At 69.1% G+C, this 14584-nt stretch carries 17 protein-coding genes; 3 read left to right on the top strand and 14 right to left on the bottom strand.

Features of this window, described 5'->3' with window-relative positions; all coding sequences use genetic code 11:
- Positions 1 to 38: 38 nt before the first annotated feature.
- From nuoF to PKF00_RS05885, 8 genes are all read right to left on the bottom strand, one after another.
- Positions 39 to 1328 carry an NADH-quinone oxidoreductase subunit NuoF gene (gene nuoF, locus PKF00_RS05920; RefSeq protein WP_271216304.1) on the bottom strand — a complete coding sequence of 430 codons (1290 nt, stop codon included), beginning with the start codon at positions 1326 to 1328 and terminating at the stop codon, positions 39 to 41.
- Positions 1325 to 1984, bottom strand: coding sequence for an NADH-quinone oxidoreductase subunit NuoE (nuoE, locus tag PKF00_RS05915; RefSeq protein WP_271216303.1), 660 nt, complete (start codon positions 1982 to 1984; stop codon positions 1325 to 1327). The genes nuoF and nuoE overlap by 4 nt, the downstream gene beginning before the upstream one ends.
- Positions 1981 to 3306 carry an NADH-quinone oxidoreductase subunit D gene (locus PKF00_RS05910; protein WP_425582222.1) on the bottom strand — a complete coding sequence of 442 codons (1326 nt, stop codon included), beginning with the start codon at positions 3304 to 3306 and terminating at the stop codon, positions 1981 to 1983. The genes nuoE and PKF00_RS05910 overlap by 4 nt, the downstream gene beginning before the upstream one ends.
- Positions 3303 to 3980, bottom strand: coding sequence for an NADH-quinone oxidoreductase subunit C (locus tag PKF00_RS05905; protein ID WP_271216302.1), 678 nt, complete (start codon positions 3978 to 3980; stop codon positions 3303 to 3305). Before PKF00_RS05905 ends, PKF00_RS05910 begins: the two co-directional genes overlap by 4 nt.
- Before the next feature lie 53 nt (positions 3981 to 4033).
- The gene (locus PKF00_RS05900; RefSeq protein ID WP_271216301.1) at positions 4034 to 4585 is read right to left on the bottom strand and encodes a NuoB/complex I 20 kDa subunit family protein; all 552 of its coding nucleotides are present in this window, start codon (positions 4583 to 4585) and stop codon (positions 4034 to 4036) included.
- A gap of 2 nt (positions 4586 to 4587) precedes the next feature.
- Positions 4588 to 4947, bottom strand: coding sequence for an NADH-quinone oxidoreductase subunit A (locus PKF00_RS05895; protein ID WP_271216300.1), 360 nt, complete (start codon positions 4945 to 4947; stop codon positions 4588 to 4590).
- 121 nt (positions 4948 to 5068) lie between these two features.
- Positions 5069 to 6346 carry a geranylgeranyl reductase family protein gene (locus tag PKF00_RS05890; protein WP_271216299.1) on the bottom strand — a complete coding sequence of 426 codons (1278 nt, stop codon included), beginning with the start codon at positions 6344 to 6346 and terminating at the stop codon, positions 5069 to 5071.
- Between the two features lie 149 nt (positions 6347 to 6495).
- Positions 6496 to 7221, bottom strand: a complete 726-nt coding sequence (locus tag PKF00_RS05885) for a demethylmenaquinone methyltransferase (RefSeq protein ID WP_271216298.1) — start codon at positions 7219 to 7221, stop codon at positions 6496 to 6498.
- Positions 7222 to 7299: 78 nt separating this feature from the next.
- On the opposite strand from PKF00_RS05885, the gene PKF00_RS05880 reads away from it, so the two are divergent.
- Complete coding sequence (locus PKF00_RS05880; protein WP_271216297.1) at positions 7300 to 8598, top strand: delta-60 repeat domain-containing protein; 1299 nt, start codon at positions 7300 to 7302, stop codon at positions 8596 to 8598.
- On the opposite strand, the gene PKF00_RS05875 is transcribed toward PKF00_RS05880, so the two are convergent.
- Positions 8599 to 8796: a DUF4229 domain-containing protein gene (locus tag PKF00_RS05875; RefSeq protein ID WP_271216296.1), complete on the bottom strand. Its 198-nt coding sequence runs from the start codon at positions 8794 to 8796 to the stop codon at positions 8599 to 8601.
- A 262-nt stretch (positions 8797 to 9058) separates the two neighbouring features.
- Here PKF00_RS05875 and PKF00_RS05870 point away from each other — a divergent pair, with 262 nt between their 5' ends.
- Positions 9059 to 9298 (top strand): BldC family transcriptional regulator, encoded by a 240-nt coding sequence (locus PKF00_RS05870; protein WP_179820504.1) that lies wholly within the window; start codon positions 9059 to 9061, stop codon positions 9296 to 9298.
- A 232-nt stretch (positions 9299 to 9530) separates the two neighbouring features.
- On the opposite strand, the gene PKF00_RS05865 is transcribed toward PKF00_RS05870, so the two are convergent.
- Both PKF00_RS05865 and PKF00_RS05860 read right to left on the bottom strand, forming a co-directional pair.
- Positions 9531 to 9770, bottom strand: coding sequence for a hypothetical protein (locus PKF00_RS05865; protein ID WP_271216295.1), 240 nt, complete (start codon positions 9768 to 9770; stop codon positions 9531 to 9533).
- Positions 9771 to 9780: 10 nt separating this feature from the next.
- A complete protein-coding gene (locus PKF00_RS05860) occupies positions 9781 to 10617 on the bottom strand; it encodes a hypothetical protein (RefSeq protein ID WP_271216294.1) in 837 nt (278 codons plus the stop codon).
- Positions 10618 to 10730: 113 nt separating this feature from the next.
- Between PKF00_RS05860 and PKF00_RS05855 the strand changes: the two genes are divergently transcribed.
- On the top strand, positions 10731 to 11030 hold the full coding sequence (locus PKF00_RS05855; RefSeq protein WP_271216293.1) for a PLDc N-terminal domain-containing protein: 300 nt from the start codon (positions 10731 to 10733) through the stop codon (positions 11028 to 11030).
- 158 nt (positions 11031 to 11188) lie between these two features.
- On the opposite strand, the gene ccsB is transcribed toward PKF00_RS05855, so the two are convergent.
- From ccsB to PKF00_RS05840, 3 genes are read right to left on the bottom strand one after another with little or no spacing between them, the layout of a single operon-like run.
- Positions 11189 to 12208, bottom strand: a complete 1020-nt coding sequence (ccsB, locus tag PKF00_RS05850) for a c-type cytochrome biogenesis protein CcsB (RefSeq protein ID WP_271216292.1) — start codon at positions 12206 to 12208, stop codon at positions 11189 to 11191.
- The gene (resB, locus tag PKF00_RS05845; protein ID WP_271216291.1) at positions 12198 to 13838 is read right to left on the bottom strand and encodes a cytochrome c biogenesis protein ResB; all 1641 of its coding nucleotides are present in this window, start codon (positions 13836 to 13838) and stop codon (positions 12198 to 12200) included. Before resB ends, ccsB begins: the two co-directional genes overlap by 11 nt.
- Positions 13838 to 14572 carry a cytochrome c biogenesis CcdA family protein gene (locus PKF00_RS05840; protein WP_271216290.1) on the bottom strand — a complete coding sequence of 245 codons (735 nt, stop codon included), beginning with the start codon at positions 14570 to 14572 and terminating at the stop codon, positions 13838 to 13840. Before PKF00_RS05840 ends, resB begins: the two co-directional genes overlap by 1 nt.
- Positions 14573 to 14584 lie beyond the last annotated feature (12 nt).

Raw genomic sequence — 14584 nt, 5'->3', positions numbered from 1 at the left:
CGAAACGGTGCTGTGCTTGCTGGTGGCCTCGCGCCCGGTCACTTGCCGTTCCCCCAGACCGTGGAGGGAGCGTGGTCGAACGGGCAGCCGCCGATCTCGAAGTGCTTGAGGTACTCGTCCCTGAAGTGCTTGACCGACGAGTGGATGGGGCTGGTCGCGCCGTCTCCCAGGGCGCAGAAGGAGCGACCCAGGATGTTGTCGGCGATGTCGGTGATCGTGCTCAGGTCCTCTTCGGTGCCCTGGCCCTTCTCCAGGCGCTTGAGCACCTGCTTGAGCCAGTAGGTGCCCTCCCGGCAGGGGGTGCACTTGCCGCAGGACTCGTGGGCGTAGAACTCGGTCCAGCGGAGCACCGCGCGCACCACGCAGGTGGTCTCGTCGAAGATCTGCAGGGCCCGGGTGCCGAGCATGGAGCCCTTGGCCCCGACCGACTCGAAGTCGAGCGGGACGTCCAGGTGCTCGTCGGTGAAGATCGGCGTGCTCGACCCGCCGGGGGTCCAGAACTTGATCCGGTGACCCTCGCGGATGCCGCCCGCCATGTCGAGCAGCTCGCGCAGCGTGATGCCGAGCGGCGCCTCGTACTGGCCCGGGCGGGTGACGTGGCCGCTCAGCGAGAAGATGCCGAAGCCCTGGGACTTCTCGGTGCCCATCGAGGCGAACCAGTCGGCGCCGTTGGAGATGATCGAGGGAACACTCGCGATCGACTCCACGTTGTTCACGACAGTGGGCGAGGCGTACAGGCCCGCCACGGCCGGGAAGGGGGGCTTGAGCCGAGGTTGGCCGCGATAGCCCTCCAGCGAGTCGAGCAGCGCCGTCTCCTCGCCGCAGATGTAGGCGCCCGCACCGCTGTGGACCACGAGCTCCAGGTCGAAGCCGGAGCCGAAGATGTCCTTGCCGAGCAGGCCCTTGCCGTACGCCTCCGCGACGGCCGCCTGCAGGCGGCGGATGACGTGCAGCACCTCGCCGCGCACGTAGATGAAGGCGTGGTTGGCGCGGATGGCGTAGGAGGCGATGATGACGCCCTCGACCAGCGAGTGCGGGTTGGCCATCATCAGCGGGATGTCCTTGCAGGTTCCCGGCTCGGACTCGTCGGCGTTGACCACCAGGTAGTGCGGCTTGCCGTCGCCCTGCGGGATGAAGCCCCACTTCATGCCGGTGGGGAAGCCCGCGCCGCCGCGGCCGCGCAGACCGGAGTCCTTGACGGCCTGGATGACGGCGTCGGGGTCCATGCCCAGCGCCTTCCTGGCCGCGGTGTAGTCGCCGTAGCCGTCCAGGGTGAAGGAGTCCGGCTGGTCCCAGTTGGCCGTCAGGACCGGGGTGAGAGTCGTCATGATGGCTCAGGAGCCTTCCATCCGTTGGCCTTGGCGACCTTGAGGCCCTCCAGGGAGGCGCCGTTCGCCGAGGGGCCGTCCGCGGCCAGGCCGTCGGGCAGGCCGGACAGCACGCGCGAGGCCTCCTTGAAGGTGCACAGCTTCTTCGGGCCCCGGGTCGGCGAGACGTCCTTGCCCGCCCTCAGGTCGTCGACGAGCTGCTTGGCCGATTCAGGCGTCTGGTTGTCGAAGAACTCCCAGTTGACCATCATCACCGGGGCGAAGTCGCAGGCGGCGTTGCACTCCAGCCGCTCCAGCGAGACCTTCCCGTCCGGGGTCGTCTCGTCGTGGCCGACCCCGGCGTGCTCGGAGAGCTCGTCCCAGATCTGGTCGCCGCCCATGACGGCGCACAGCGTGTTGATGCAGACGCCGACGTGGTAGTCGCCCATCGGCCTGCGCTTGTACATCGTGTAGAAGGTGGCCACACCGACCACCTCGGCCTTGCTCAGGCCGAGCATCTCGGCGCAGAACTCGTGGCCGTCGTCGGAGACGTAGCCGTCCTCGGACTGCACCAGGTGCAGCAGGGGCAGCAGGGCCGACCGCGGCTTGGGGTAGCGGCCGATGATCTCCTTGGCGTCGCGCTCCAGGCGCTCGCGGACCTCCGGTGCGTATGTCACCGGTCCACACCTCCCATGACGGGGTCGATCGAGGCCACGGCCGAGATGACGTCGGCGACCATGCCGCCTTCGCACGTCGCGGGCATGGACTGCAGGTTCGTGAACGACGGGTCGCGGAAGTGCACGCGGTACGGGCGGGTGCCGCCGTCGCTGACCACGTGGGCGCCGAGCTCTCCGCGGGGCGACTCGACCGAGGCGTACGCCTGACCGGCCGGGACCCTGAAGCCCTCGGTGACCAGCTTGAAGTGGTGGATCAGCGCTTCCATCGAGCCGCTCATGATGTGCGCGATGTGGTCGGGCGAGTTGCCCAGGCCGTCGGGGCCGAGCGCGAGCTGCGCGGGCCAGCCGATCTTCTTGTCGTCGACCATCACGCGGCCGCCCTTGAGCGGCCCGGCGAGCCGGTCGAGAGCCTGCTCGATGATCCTGAGCGACTGCTCCATCTCGGCCACGCGCACGAGGTAGCGGCCGTAGACGTCGGCGGTCTTCTCCGTCGGCACGTCGAACTCGTAGGTCTCGTAGCCGCAGTAGGGCTGCGACTTGCGCAGGTCCCACGGCAGGCCCGCGGCCCGCAGCATCGGCCCGGTGACGCCCAGCGCCATGCAGCCGGTGAGGTCGAGGTAGGCGATGTCCTTGGTCCGGGCCAGGTAGACCGGGTTGGCGTCGAGCATCTTGCGCATGTCCTTGATGCGCCCCGGCATGACCTTGAGCAGCTCGCCGACCTTGTCGACCGCGCCCGCGGGCAGGTCGACGGAGACGCCGCCGGGACGGACGTAGGCCATGTTCATCCGCAGGCCGGTGATGTACTCCATCACGTCGAGCACCATCTCGCGCTCGCGGGACCCGAAGAGGAACGGCGTGGTCGCGCCCAGCTCCATGCCGAAGGTGCCGATGGCCACCATGTGCGAGGAGATGCGGGTCAGCTCCATCATCATCACGCGGATGGCCTGGGCCCGCTCAGGGATGCGGTCGGTGATGCCGAGCAGCTTCTCGACGCCCAGGCAGTAGGCCGTCTCGTTGAAGATCGGCGCCAGGTAGTCCATGCGGGTGACGAACGTGGTCCCCTGGGTCCACGTCCGGAACTCCATGTTCTTCTCGATGCCGGTGTGCAGGTAGCCGATGACCGTGCGGGCCTCGGTGACCGTCTCACCGTCGAGGTTCAGCACCAGGCGGAGCACGCCGTGCGTCGACGGGTGCTGCGGCCCCATGTTGACGACGAGCTGCTCGTCCTGCTGACCGGTGAGGGTCTCGACCAGCTCCGTCCAGTCGTTGCCGGAGACGGTGTAGACCTTGCCCTCGGTGGCCTCCTCGTACGGAGCACTCACGAGTACGTCCTCCTCTGGTCCGGCGCGGGGATGTGGGCGCCGCGGTACTCGACCGGAATGCCGCCGAGCGGGTAGTCCTTGCGCTGGGGGTGGCCGTCCCAGTCGTCGGGCATCATGATGCGGGTCAGCGCCGGGTGCCCGTCGAAGACGATTCCGAAGAAGTCCCACGTCTCCCGCTCGTGCCAGTCGTGGGTCGGGTAGACCGAGACCGTGGAGGGAATGTGCGGGTCGGCGTCGGGACAGGACACCTCGAGGCGCAGCCGCCGGTTGTGCGTGATCGAGCACAGGTGGATCACCGCGCGCAGTTCCTCGCCCTCGAGGTGCGGGTAGTGCACGCCGGAGACGCCCAGCGAGAGCTCGAAGCGCAGCGCGGGGTCGTCGCGCAGGAGCCTGGCGACCTCCAGCAGGCGCTCACGCCTGACGTGGAAGGTCAGCTCGCCGCGGTCGACGACGACGCGCTCGATCGCGTCGCCGAGGTCGCCGCCGAGCGCGCGCTCGAGCTCGTCGGCCACGGTGTCGAAGTAGCCGCCGTAGGGGCGGGGGGTGGACAGCTCGGGCTTGCGCCGTACGACCAGGCGACCGTAGCCGGAGGTGTCACCGGTGCCCGAGGCGCCGAACATGCCCAGCCGGGCGATCGGCTCCTCCGGGACCTCGGGGAGGTTGTCAGTGCTCATGCCGGTCTCTCACCGCTCCTCGTCCGCCGCGCTGGCCTGGCTGGGTCCGCACCTCATTTGGTGGTCCCCTGGTCGATCAGGGGCAGTGTCCGCAGAGCCTGCAGCTCGAGCTCGTCGATCTGCTTGGCACGGTGCGCGCCGAACTTCATGTTCTGGATCTTGTCGTGCAGCTTGACGATCGCGTCGATGAGCATCTCGGGCCTCGGCGGGCAGCCGGGCAGGTAGATGTCGACGGGGACGACGTGGTCCACGCCCTGCACGATGGCGTAGTTGTTGAACATACCTCCACTGGAGGCGCACACGCCCATGGCGATGACCCACTTGGGCTCGGCCATCTGGTCGTAGATCTGGCGCAGCACCGGCGCCATCTTCTGCGACAGCCTGCCCGCGACGATCATCAGGTCGGCCTGGCGCGGAGACGCCGAGGCGCGCTCCATGCCGAAGCGCGCCAGGTCGTGCTTGGGACCGCCGGTGGACATCAGCTCGATGGCGCAGCAGGCGAGACCGAAGGTCGCCGGCCATACGGAGTTCTTACGCGCCCAACCGGCCACCTGCTCGACCGTGCTGAGCATGAACCCGCTCGGAAGTTTCTCTTCAAGACCCATATCTAGTCCCAGTCCAGACCCTTGCGGCGCCACACGTACGCGTAGGCCACGAGCACGGTGACGATGAACAGCACCATCTCGACCAACCCGAAGATCCCGAGCTGGTCGAACGCGACCGCCCACGGGTAGAGGAAGATGATCTCGATGTCGAACACGATGAAGAGCATCGCGGTGATCATGTACTTCAGCGGGAAGCGACCGCCGCCGACAGGCTGGGGCGTCGGTTCGATCCCGCACTCGTAGGCGTCGAGTTTCGCGCGGTTCCAGCGCCTGGGACCGGTGAAGGGGGCGATCGTCACCGAGAAGATCGCGAATCCCGCCGCGAGAACGGCGAGCACCAGGATGGGTGCGTACAACTCCATCGCTACGCCTCCTCTCCCATCTCCACGCGCGCCCGCGCGCAGCTCATCGTGTCGTTTCGTTGTGCAAGTCTAGGCAGGGCGATCAACGCTCTTGGTTCCAGGTTCTGGACGTTTGCTGAGGTCATGCCGATGGCGCGACCTTCGACAGGGCGTTGATGATGCGGTCTGACGCGTCGCCTCGCCGGTCGGTGAGGTTACCAAGGAGTTTGAGCGCGAACCGCATCAGACGAGGGTGCGGCAACGCGTGACGCGTGGCGAAGTCCATCACCCCGCGGTGCCCGATGAGCTCCACGAAACCCCTGCCCAGGGTGAAGTAACCACCGTAGGCGTCCTTCAGTGTCTGAGGGTAGGCCCGCAGCACACGCTCGCGCTGGGCCGGGGTGACCCTGCCGAGGGCCTGGACGATGGTCTCGGCCGCGACGTGGCCGCTCTCCATCGCGTAGGCGATGCCCTCGCCGTTGAACGGGTTGATCATTCCGCCCGCGTCGCCGACCAGCACCAGGCCCCGGGTGTAGTGGGGCTGGCGGTTGAAGGCCATCGGCAGCGCCGCTCCCCTGATGGGGGCGGTCATGTTCTCCTCGACGTAGCCCCACTCGGGGGGCATGCTCTTCACCCAGCGCTTGAGCAGGTCACGGTAGTCCATGCCCTTGAACGACTCGCTGGTGTTCAGCAGCCCGAGCCCCACGTTGGACGTGCCGTCGCCGACTCCGAAGATCCAGCCGTAGCCGGGCAGCAGCGTGTCGCCGTCCCAGAGCTCCAGCCAGGTCTCCAGGTAGTCGTCGTCGTGGCGCGGGCTGGTGAAGTAGGTGCGCACGGCCACGCCCATCGGGCGGTCCTCGCGCTTGTGCAGCCCCATCGCCAGGGAGACGCGGGTGGAGTTGCCGTCCGCGGCCACCACGAGGCGTGAGCGGTAGGAGACCTCCTCGCCGTCCTTCTTCGCGACGACGCCCACGATGTGGCCGCTGCGGTCGTCGAGGATCGGGGCGGTGACGTTGACGCCCTGCAGCAGCCGGACCCCGCCGCGCACCGCGTTCTCCGCGAGGATCTCGTCGAAGTCCTGGCGGGTGCGGACCAGACCGAAGTCCGGGTAGCTGGCCAGCTGCGGCCAGTCGAGCTCGAAGCGCATCCCGCCGCCGACCACGCGCAGGCCCTTGTTCCTGACCCAGCCGGGAGCGTCGATGTCGATTCCCATGGCGATGAGCTGCTTGACGGCCCGGGGCGTCAGCCCGTCGCCGCACACCTTCTCGCGGGGGAATGTGGTTTTCTCGAGCAACAGGACGTCGAGCCCGGCCTGTGCGAGATGGAAAGCGGTTGTCGAACCGGCGGGCCCGGCGCCGACGACGATGACGTCGGCGTCAGCCTCAGCGACATTCCGCTGTGTGGCGGCTGGCACGGTCACGGGACCTGTCCTGTCCTACACGCTTTGAGGGCCTCGGATGAGGGGCCTTTCGTTCCTTTGTGAAGGTCTTCACAAACTTGTCGGGCCGAAGTCTAACCCCTTTGCGGGGTGAAGTGTCAGGCCGGGTACGACTATCGCCGGTCAATCTTCTAAGCGGGCTTATAAGCGCGATGAAGGGCCACGATGCCCAGTGCGAGATTGCGCCAGGCGACCCGCTCCCAGCCCGCCTTCTGAATGATCTTCGCCAGGGCCGCCTGGTCGGGCCACTCCCTGATCGACTCCGCCAGGTACTCGTAGGAGTCGTCGTTGGAGCCGAACAGTTTCGCGGCCTGCGGCATCAGCCTCATGAGGTACTGCGTGTAAACCTGGTCGAACGCCTTCGACGGCGGGTGGGAGAACTCCAGGATCACCAGGCGCGCCCCCGGCTTGGCGACCCTGAGCATCTCGCGCAGCGCCTGGCCCGTGTCCTGGACGTTGCGCAGCGCCGTGGAGATCGTCACCGCGTCGAAGACCTCGTCGGCGAAGGGCAGCCTCAGCGCGTCGCCCGCGACGAAGGTGACGCCCCGCACCCCGCCGCCCGACAGGCCGGAGCCGCCCCGCCGCCGCACGCCCGTGCTCAGCATGCCGAGCGAGAAGTCGGAGGCGATCGCCCTGGCGCCGAGCGCGGTGAAGGCGTCGGTCGAGGTGCCGGTGCCCGCGCCGAGGTCGAGCACCAGCTCGCCCGGGCCCGCGTCGACGGCGGCCGCGGTCGCCTTGCGCCACAACCGGACCTGTCCAAGGGAGATAACGTCGTTGACCAGGTCGTATCGCCGGGCCGTGCGATCGAACATCGCGGCGACCTCATGCGGTTGCTTGTCCAGCGAAGCGCGCGTCATGGGGACAAGCCTAGGCCTGCTCGAACGGTCCACGGAAAGCAGCACCTCGGTTACCGAGAGTCTGCTAGGAATTACCGAATGTTTGCCAAAGCCACCTCTCTGCTGGTCGCGGCCGTGGTCCTGGCTCCCGCCGGAGTCGCCGCCGCCGGCGCGACGAGGCACAGCCGGGTCGTCTCCGCCGACCCCGTGGACACCACCCCCCACGTGCTCGACGGGATCGTCGAGGCCGTCGCGCTGGTCGGCGGCACGGTCGTGGTCGGCGGCTCGTTCGGCGCGGTCCGCGAGGCCCGCGGCGCCACGACCCTGGAACGTGCCAACATCTTCGCCTACGACCTGGCGACCGGGCGCGTCCTGCCGGGTTTCGAGCCCTACCTCGACCGCCCGGTCCGCGCGCTCGCCCCCGGCGCGGACGGCACCGTGTACGCGGGCGGCGAGTTCACCGAGACGCGGACGGCGGCCCCCGCCGGCCTGGGGCCGGGCGCGGAAAGGCGCGCCGTGACCCGCGGGCTGGTCAGGCTGCGTCTTTCCGACGGCTCCCCCGCGCCGGGCTTCGACGCCCAGGTCCGCGGGGGGACGGTCACGGAGCTGGCGGGCCGCGGCTCGCTGCTCTACGTGGGCGGCGACTTCACCGGGATCGGCGGTGTGCGCCGCACGGCGCTGGCCCGCCTCGACGCGGGCAGCGGCGCGGTCGATCCGGCCTTCGCGGTCGAGCCGGGCGAGCCGAGGGGCCGCAGGGTGAGGGTCCACGCGATGTCACTGAGCGGCGACCGCCTCGCGGTCGCCGGCGACTTCACGACCCTGGACGGCCTGTCCCGGCCCCAGCTCGGCCTGGTCGACGTCGCCGCGCGCCCCGCGCGGGTCGCCGGCTGGCGGACCTCCACCTACGCCGCCAGGTGCAGGGACGTCTTCCCGGGCTACGTGCGGGGCGTGGACTTCTCCCCCGGCGGCGACTACTTCGCGGTCGTGACGACCGGGGGGCCGGAGGGGCCCGGCAAGCCGTGCGACAGCGCGGCGCGCTTCGAGACCCGCCCCCGCGGCTCCCTGGAGAACGTGCGGCCGACGTGGGTGAACCACACCGGCGGCGACTCGCTCTACGCGGTCGCGGTCACCGGGGCCGCGGTGTATGTGGGAGGCCACCAGCGCTGGCTGGACAATCCGTACGGTCGTGACTCCGCGGGCCCGGGAGCGGTCGCGCGGCCCGGGATCGGGGCGATCGATCCGCGCACCGGCAGAGCCACGGCGTGGAATCCCACAAGGGAGCGCGGAATCGGCGTCAAGGCATTCCTGGCCCATCACGGAGGGTTACTGGTTGGTAGTGACACAACGCGCCTTGGTCACGAGTACCATGCCCGAGTCGGCATGTTCCCGTTGCCGTGATCACTCCTGATTCTTAGTGAATCGCTCACTCACCGCGTCGCGCTGCTTCGACAGCAGGACGTAACTGGCCACTCCGCTGACCAGGAATGCGGCGACCAGCAGGATGAAGGGCTGGCGCAGGCCAAGGAGATAGAGCACACCGATGCTCGCGGCCAGCAGTGCCAGCCTGGAGACGGTGTAAACGAAGACGGGATGCACAGCGTTGAGGTTACGTCACTCTGCCTGCTCAGGGCGCGGGCGGGAGGCCGGAGTGACGCTCTTCGCACCGGGCGCGAGCACTGCTAGTGTTCCCAACAGATCAGTTTCGTAAAGAAACACCCACGAGAGTCTCAAAGAGGCTCTATCATATAACAATCGGGCAGTCAGTCGATAACAACCCGTGATCTTTGTTGAAAAGCACGGATAAATCAGACTTCGCTCGGCACACTGGTTACCTGTCCGCCCGCTGGCAGGAAGCGGGATGCGAGGGGGAGAGATTGTGGAGAGTAGCAGCGAGCGTCTGCTGACGCCTGGAGAGGTTGCCGCCCTCTTCCGGGTCGACCCAAAGACGGTTACACGCTGGGCCGCGGCAGGCCGCATCAGCAGCATCCGTACCCCCGGAGGGCACCGGCGGTTCCGCGAGTCGGAAGTGCACGCCCTTCTACGCGGAGAGGACGTTCTGACGGCCGAACGGCCGGCAGGCGAAACCCCGCGTGTCTGACGCCTTATGACGTCACACCATCGGTGGTCCTACGGGATCCCCACCCGGAAAGCCGCAGGGTCACCGATGGAGTCGTACAACCCGCGCCCCCCGAGGCCGCGATCGCTCACCTCCCTCGCCGACGGACTCCCGGTCCCCCCACCCACCTGGGGGGAGCCCATGGCGTCCAGGGCATCCGGGCGAACGGCCCCCGCGACCGGGGACGGAAGAGTCTCCCCGGGACCCCGTCGCACTAACTGTCCTGGTCGGCCTTGAAGGCCAGGAACTCACGTTCCAGCTCGTCGTTCTCCTCGATCCAGCGCCGTCTGCGCTCGGCCAGCTCCTCCTCGGTGAGCGCCTCCGACAACCAGCGGTCGTAGTCCGGATCGCCCGGTGACAGCTCGACGTACGCGTTGCCGATCAGACGCCCGTCATCGCTGGACAGGGTCTGCGGCACTCGCAGAGTCCCGTCAGCGAGCAGGATGACGTACATCCCAGATCACCTAGATTCCGTAACGCCGGTTGAAGAACAACATGACATTGAGCGCCATCCTCGTGTCACCGCCGAGCATGTCCACCAGAGCGGGACGCTGCCGCGAGACGATGGCGGCGAAGGCGTCGGCGAAGAACTCCTTGCGCCCGAGTTCCCCGCCCTGCAGGTGGAACCCGGAGGCCAGCATCGGGACGCACTGGGCGTAGAGCGCGGCGAACTCGGGCGAGTCGGAGACCCAGCTTCCGTGGGGCGCGTCCACGTCGTCCAGGGCGTGCCCGACCTCGTGCATCATCACGTCGGGGGTCGGCGAGGGCCGGTCACCCACCACGATCTTGCGGTCGCCGTACGCTCCGGCGCAGATGTCCCAGGTCGCCCGCCCCGAGGGCAGCGGAGCTCCCCGCAGGTAGCCCATGTCGTCCAGGTCGGGCACCCCGCCCGCGCCGACGTAGATGCCGTCGAGCCCCTCGGCGAGCTTGTCCTTCAGCCTGTCCGGCAGCCTGGCCAGGCTCTCCACGGCCCGCACGGCGTCCGGGGAGGGCGGCCCCTGCAGGGAGTCCCACTGGCGGTGCAGGATCCGCTCGAGGCGCCCGCAGTGCCGCAGGCCGTCGCCCAGGTCAGGCGTGTCAGGGGAGTTGGGCTGGGCTCTGGGACGCTCGTCCTCGAGCTCGAAGTCCCGCCAGGTGTACTGCGGGCGGTCGACCACCGGCGCCGTGACGGTCCCGACCCGGCGCTCCGGCTCGACGGGGGCGTCACGGACGGCTTTCCTGACGACACTCTCCGTGCGCTGGGACGGGCCCCGCTGCCACCAGCGCCGTCGATGACGGCCTTTGTCCGCCGAATTCGCCATCACACACCCCAGGGGAAGTGGCAACAGGCTCCACCGTACGACGTGGATCTTCGCCAGTCACCTGGAACAGGAGCATGACCACACCCTGTCTCCGAATGGCTTACAGTTCGGGCATGCCCCTGCTTGTCGGTCTGGCGCTGCTCGCCTTCTGGCTCTACTGCCTGTTCGACGCGATCACGACGCCGGACGAGGAGACCAGAAACCTGCCCAAGCTCCTATGGGTGATCATCGTGCTTCTGCTGCCGCTCGCCGGCGGCGTGTTCTGGCTGCTGCTCGGCAGGCCGAACGGCCCCCGGGCCGCGGGCACGCTCCCGCCGGGCGACGGGCGCGCGCGCCCGCAGGCCCCGAAGGGCCCCGACGACGACCCCGACTTCCTCAGGGACCTGGACAGGCGTCTGCGCGACGAGGAGTGAGACGGGCCCGGTACGGCCGCCCGCCGCGGCCGGGCCCTTCGGACACAGGGCGTGCGAAGGCACGCCGGAAAAGGCACGGAAAAGGCACCGAAGAGGCGCCTGGGAGGCACGGCCGGCTCGACGCCGGCCGGGAGCCTCGGAGGGTGAGCGGTGAGACCCTAGCCGGGAACCTCGGCGTAGGAGTGCAGGCCGCCGAGGAAGATGTTCACCCCGACCAGGTTGAACATCAGGCAGGCGAAGGCGATGAGCTGCACGATCATCGCGGCCCTGCCCTTGAAGCCCGCCGTGGCGCGGGCGTGCAGGTAGGCCGCGTAGGCGATCCAGGTGATGAAGGCCCAGATCTCCTTGGGGTCCCAGCCCCAGTAGCGGCCCCACGCCTTGTCGGCCCAGAGCGCGCCCGCGATGACGGCGAACGTCCAGATCGGGAAGCCGATCACGATGGCGCGGTGCGCCACCCGTTCGAGATCCTCCCGCGACGGCAGGCGGACCGCGCCGTCCTTCCTGACCAGGAAGAGGATGCCGGAGACGCCCGCCATGATGAACAGGCCACTGGCGATGATCGCCGCCGACACGTGGATGGCGACCCAGTAGGAGTTGAGCGCGGGCACGACGGGCCCGGCCTGCACGTACAGGTAGCGCACGGAGAAGCCCAGCCCCAGGGCGGCGGCGACCGTGACGAACGCGCCCAGGAAACGACTCCTGTAGCGGATGTGCATGAACAGGAACGCGCTCACCGCCGCGAAGCACATCGCGACCACGAACTCGTACATGTTGCCCCACGGCCACCGGCCGACGGCCCATCCCCTGGTCAGGATGGCCGTCAGGTTCGCGGCCCAGCCGAGCCAGGTCAGCCCGACCGCGACGGGGGCGGCCCACACCGCCCAGGCGGGGGGCGCCTTCTCCACGCGGTCGCCCTCGGCGCGCTCGCCGCCCGCGCTTTCGCCGTCCTCGGAGGCGGCCCCGGGGACGGACGCCGTGCCGGCCCCGACCGTGCTTCCGACTGTGCTCCCGACTGTGGCGAGCACGGGCTTGGCCTTCGCGCCCCTGGCCGTGGCCCTGGCCCGGCCGAAGCCGAGGTCGAGGGCGTAGCCGATCATTGCGACGATGTAGAGCAGCACTGTCGCCAAGGTGAGCTGGTCGCTCAGCGTGGCGAGGCCGACGTCGACCTCAACGGGCATCGTTCTTCACTCCTGGATTCAAAGCGGAGACGATCTCGGCGAACTCCTCGCTGAAATCGCTGCCTTCGGTGCGCGTGAGACCGCCCACCTCGACGGGTCCACGGTCCTGTTCGCGACGGCCCTCCGAAGAGGCGCTCCCGATCCGCACCCACACCCGGCGGCGGCGGACGGTCAGGGAGAGCACCAGGCCGACGACCGCGAGCGCGGAGGCCACGAACGCGGGCAGACGCCCCGGATCGTGGGTGATCTGGAGGGCGATCCACTCCTTCACACCGGTGAACTCGATCGACCCCGCGCCGTTCGGCAGGTCGAGTTTCTTGCCTACGGCCAGCGGATCGGCCTTCATGACCAGCGGCTTCATCTTCTTCAGGCTCGTCGGTTCGAGCTCGTAGACCGACTGCGGCCTGCCGTTCTTCAGGCCCAGGTCACCGGCGAAGGCGCCGTACACCTGGGCGGTCGGGTTGGCCGCGCCGGGGAAGACCGAAATCCACTGGTCGTTCATCGGCACGGTGGTCGGCAGGAAGGCGACCAGCAGGCCCAGTTGCTCCGGCTGGGCGTCGGGAACCTTGATGACGCACTCGGAGGTGAAGGTGGCGGGCTGGACGACCAGGCAGGGCACGGGGCCGTCGAAGGCGACCTGCCCCTTGCCATCAGTGATCTTGAAGGTGGGCGCGTAGCCGTGGTCGATCAGGTACGTCAGCGTGCCGTTGACGTCGAGCGGGTCGTTGACCTTCAGGGCGAAGTCACGCTCGGGCGCCCCGGGGGCGTCGGTGACTCCGAGATCCGCCTGGAAGTCGAGGGGCTGCCCGCGCCGCTCGCCCTTGGCGATGTAGGAGGCCTGGAAGTCCTTGACGGTGAAGGAGAACGGCTCCAGCGACTCGGCGTTGACCTGCTGGCCCGGCATGTAGCGGTCGTAGGCCGCGACCGTGTTGGCGAAGCCCTCCCCCTCGACGACCAGCACGTTGCCGCGGTAGCCGTACAGCGCGCCTGCCCCGACCGCGATCAGCAGCCCGAGCAGCGCGACGTGGAACAGCAGGTTGCCGGTCTCGCGCAGGTAGCCCTTCTCCGCGGCGACCCAGTCGGGACCGGTGGTCACCCGGAACCGCATCCGGCGCAGCCGCTTCGCCACCGCCTCGACGGTCAGGCCCTCCGCCTCGAACGAGGCGTGCTGGGGCAGCCTGGCCAGGTTGCGCGGCGGCGTGGGCGGCTTCCTGCGCAGTTCGCGCAGGTGGGTCATGGTGCGCGGCAGCACACAGCCGATCAGCGACAGGAACAGCAGCAGGTAGATCGCGGCGAACCACGGCGCCTTGAACACGTCGAACAGCCAGAACCGGTCCAGCCACTCGGCCAGTTGCGGACTGTCGTCGAAGTACTGCGCGACCTTGGCGTCGGAGACGCCGCGCTGCGGCCAGATCGACCCGGGGATCGACCCGAGCGCGAACAGGAACAGCAGGATCAGCGCCGTGCGCATCGAGGTGAGCGTGCGCCAGAACCAGCGCGCCCAGCCGACGACGCCCAGGCCGACAGGCCGTACGGCCGCCCTGTCCTCGGCGCCGCTGTCCGTGGCGGGGGTCGCGCGGGGGGCCTCGCCCGCCTCGCGCTCCCTGGTCGCCTGCTCGACTTCCTCCATCAGATCACCGGCTCGAATCCGCTGATCCACCCCTGCATCGTCGCGATGAGCTCTCCCCAGAGCCCGGTGACGAGCAGCAGCCCGACGGCGACCAGCATGGCCCCGCCGACCCGTGTGATCAGCTGAGAGTGGCGGCGGACCGCCTTGAACGTGTGCAGTGCCCTACGGTATGCCAGCCCCGCGACCAGGAAGGGCAGGCCGAGGCCGAGCGCGTAGGCGAAGGCGAGCAGCGCCCCCCGTCCCGCGCTGCCCTCGGTGAGGCTGAGGGTGAGCACGACTCCCAGAGTCGGCCCCATGCAGGGGGTCCAGCCCAGGCCGAAGACCACGCCGAGCAGCGGGGCTCCCGCGAGACCCGCCGCGGGCGCCCGGTGGATGCGGAAGTCACGCTGGAGACCGGGCAGGAGCCCCATGAACGCCAGGCCGAGCACGACGGTGAGCACGCCCAGCACCCGGGTGATGATCTCGACGTTGCCCAGCAACGCGGAGCCGAGCCCGCCGAAGAGCGCGCCGCCCGCCATGAAGACCACCGCGAAGCCGAGGATGAACAGCGTGATGCCCGCGACCATCCGGCCGCGTTTCGGATCGGCGCTCATCCCCGTCACGTAGGACAGGTAGCCGGGGACCAGCGGCAGCACGCACGGCGACAGGAACGAGACCAGTCCGGCCGCCACGGCGATCGGCAGCGCCAGGACGAGCGACCCGCTCGCGACCGTCGCGGTCAGGTCAGCGCTCATCACAGGCCCGTC

The organism is Streptosporangium carneum (genome assembly GCF_027922005.1).
GTDB classification, from domain to species: Bacteria; Actinomycetota; Actinomycetes; order Streptosporangiales; family Streptosporangiaceae; genus Streptosporangium; species Streptosporangium carneum.
The sequence above is the reverse complement of the archived record's forward strand: the minus strand, read 5'-3'. Positions and strand labels throughout refer to the sequence as shown.

What these genes read in the sequence shown, in the direction of transcription:
- PKF00_RS05895 (WP_271216300.1), bottom strand. Translation starts at nt 4,947, where the DNA reads ATGGAGTTGTACGCACCCATCCTGGTGCTCGCCGTTCTCGCGGCGGGA.
- PKF00_RS05900 (WP_271216301.1), bottom strand. Translation starts at nt 4,585, where the DNA reads ATGGGTCTTGAAGAGAAACTTCCGAGCGGGTTCATGCTCAGCACGGTC.
- PKF00_RS05885 (WP_271216298.1), bottom strand. Translation starts at nt 7,221, where the DNA reads ATGACGCGCGCTTCGCTGGACAAGCAACCGCATGAGGTCGCCGCGATG.
- PKF00_RS05840 (WP_271216290.1), bottom strand. Translation starts at nt 14,572, where the DNA reads ATGAGCGCTGACCTGACCGCGACGGTCGCGAGCGGGTCGCTCGTCCTG.
- PKF00_RS05880 (WP_271216297.1), top strand. Translation starts at nt 7,300, where the DNA reads ATGTTTGCCAAAGCCACCTCTCTGCTGGTCGCGGCCGTGGTCCTGGCT.
- nuoF (WP_271216304.1), bottom strand. Translation starts at nt 1,328, where the DNA reads ATGACGACTCTCACCCCGGTCCTGACGGCCAACTGGGACCAGCCGGAC.
- PKF00_RS05865 (WP_271216295.1), bottom strand. Translation starts at nt 9,770, where the DNA reads ATGTACGTCATCCTGCTCGCTGACGGGACTCTGCGAGTGCCGCAGACC.
- PKF00_RS05860 (WP_271216294.1), bottom strand. Translation starts at nt 10,617, where the DNA reads ATGGCGAATTCGGCGGACAAAGGCCGTCATCGACGGCGCTGGTGGCAG.
- PKF00_RS05870 (WP_179820504.1), top strand. Translation starts at nt 9,059, where the DNA reads ATGCGAGGGGGAGAGATTGTGGAGAGTAGCAGCGAGCGTCTGCTGACG.
- PKF00_RS05905 (WP_271216302.1), bottom strand. Translation starts at nt 3,980, where the DNA reads ATGAGCACTGACAACCTCCCCGAGGTCCCGGAGGAGCCGATCGCCCGG.
- resB (WP_271216291.1), bottom strand. Translation starts at nt 13,838, where the DNA reads ATGGAGGAAGTCGAGCAGGCGACCAGGGAGCGCGAGGCGGGCGAGGCC.
- PKF00_RS05855 (WP_271216293.1), top strand. Translation starts at nt 10,731, where the DNA reads ATGCCCCTGCTTGTCGGTCTGGCGCTGCTCGCCTTCTGGCTCTACTGC.
- ccsB (WP_271216292.1), bottom strand. Translation starts at nt 12,208, where the DNA reads ATGCCCGTTGAGGTCGACGTCGGCCTCGCCACGCTGAGCGACCAGCTC.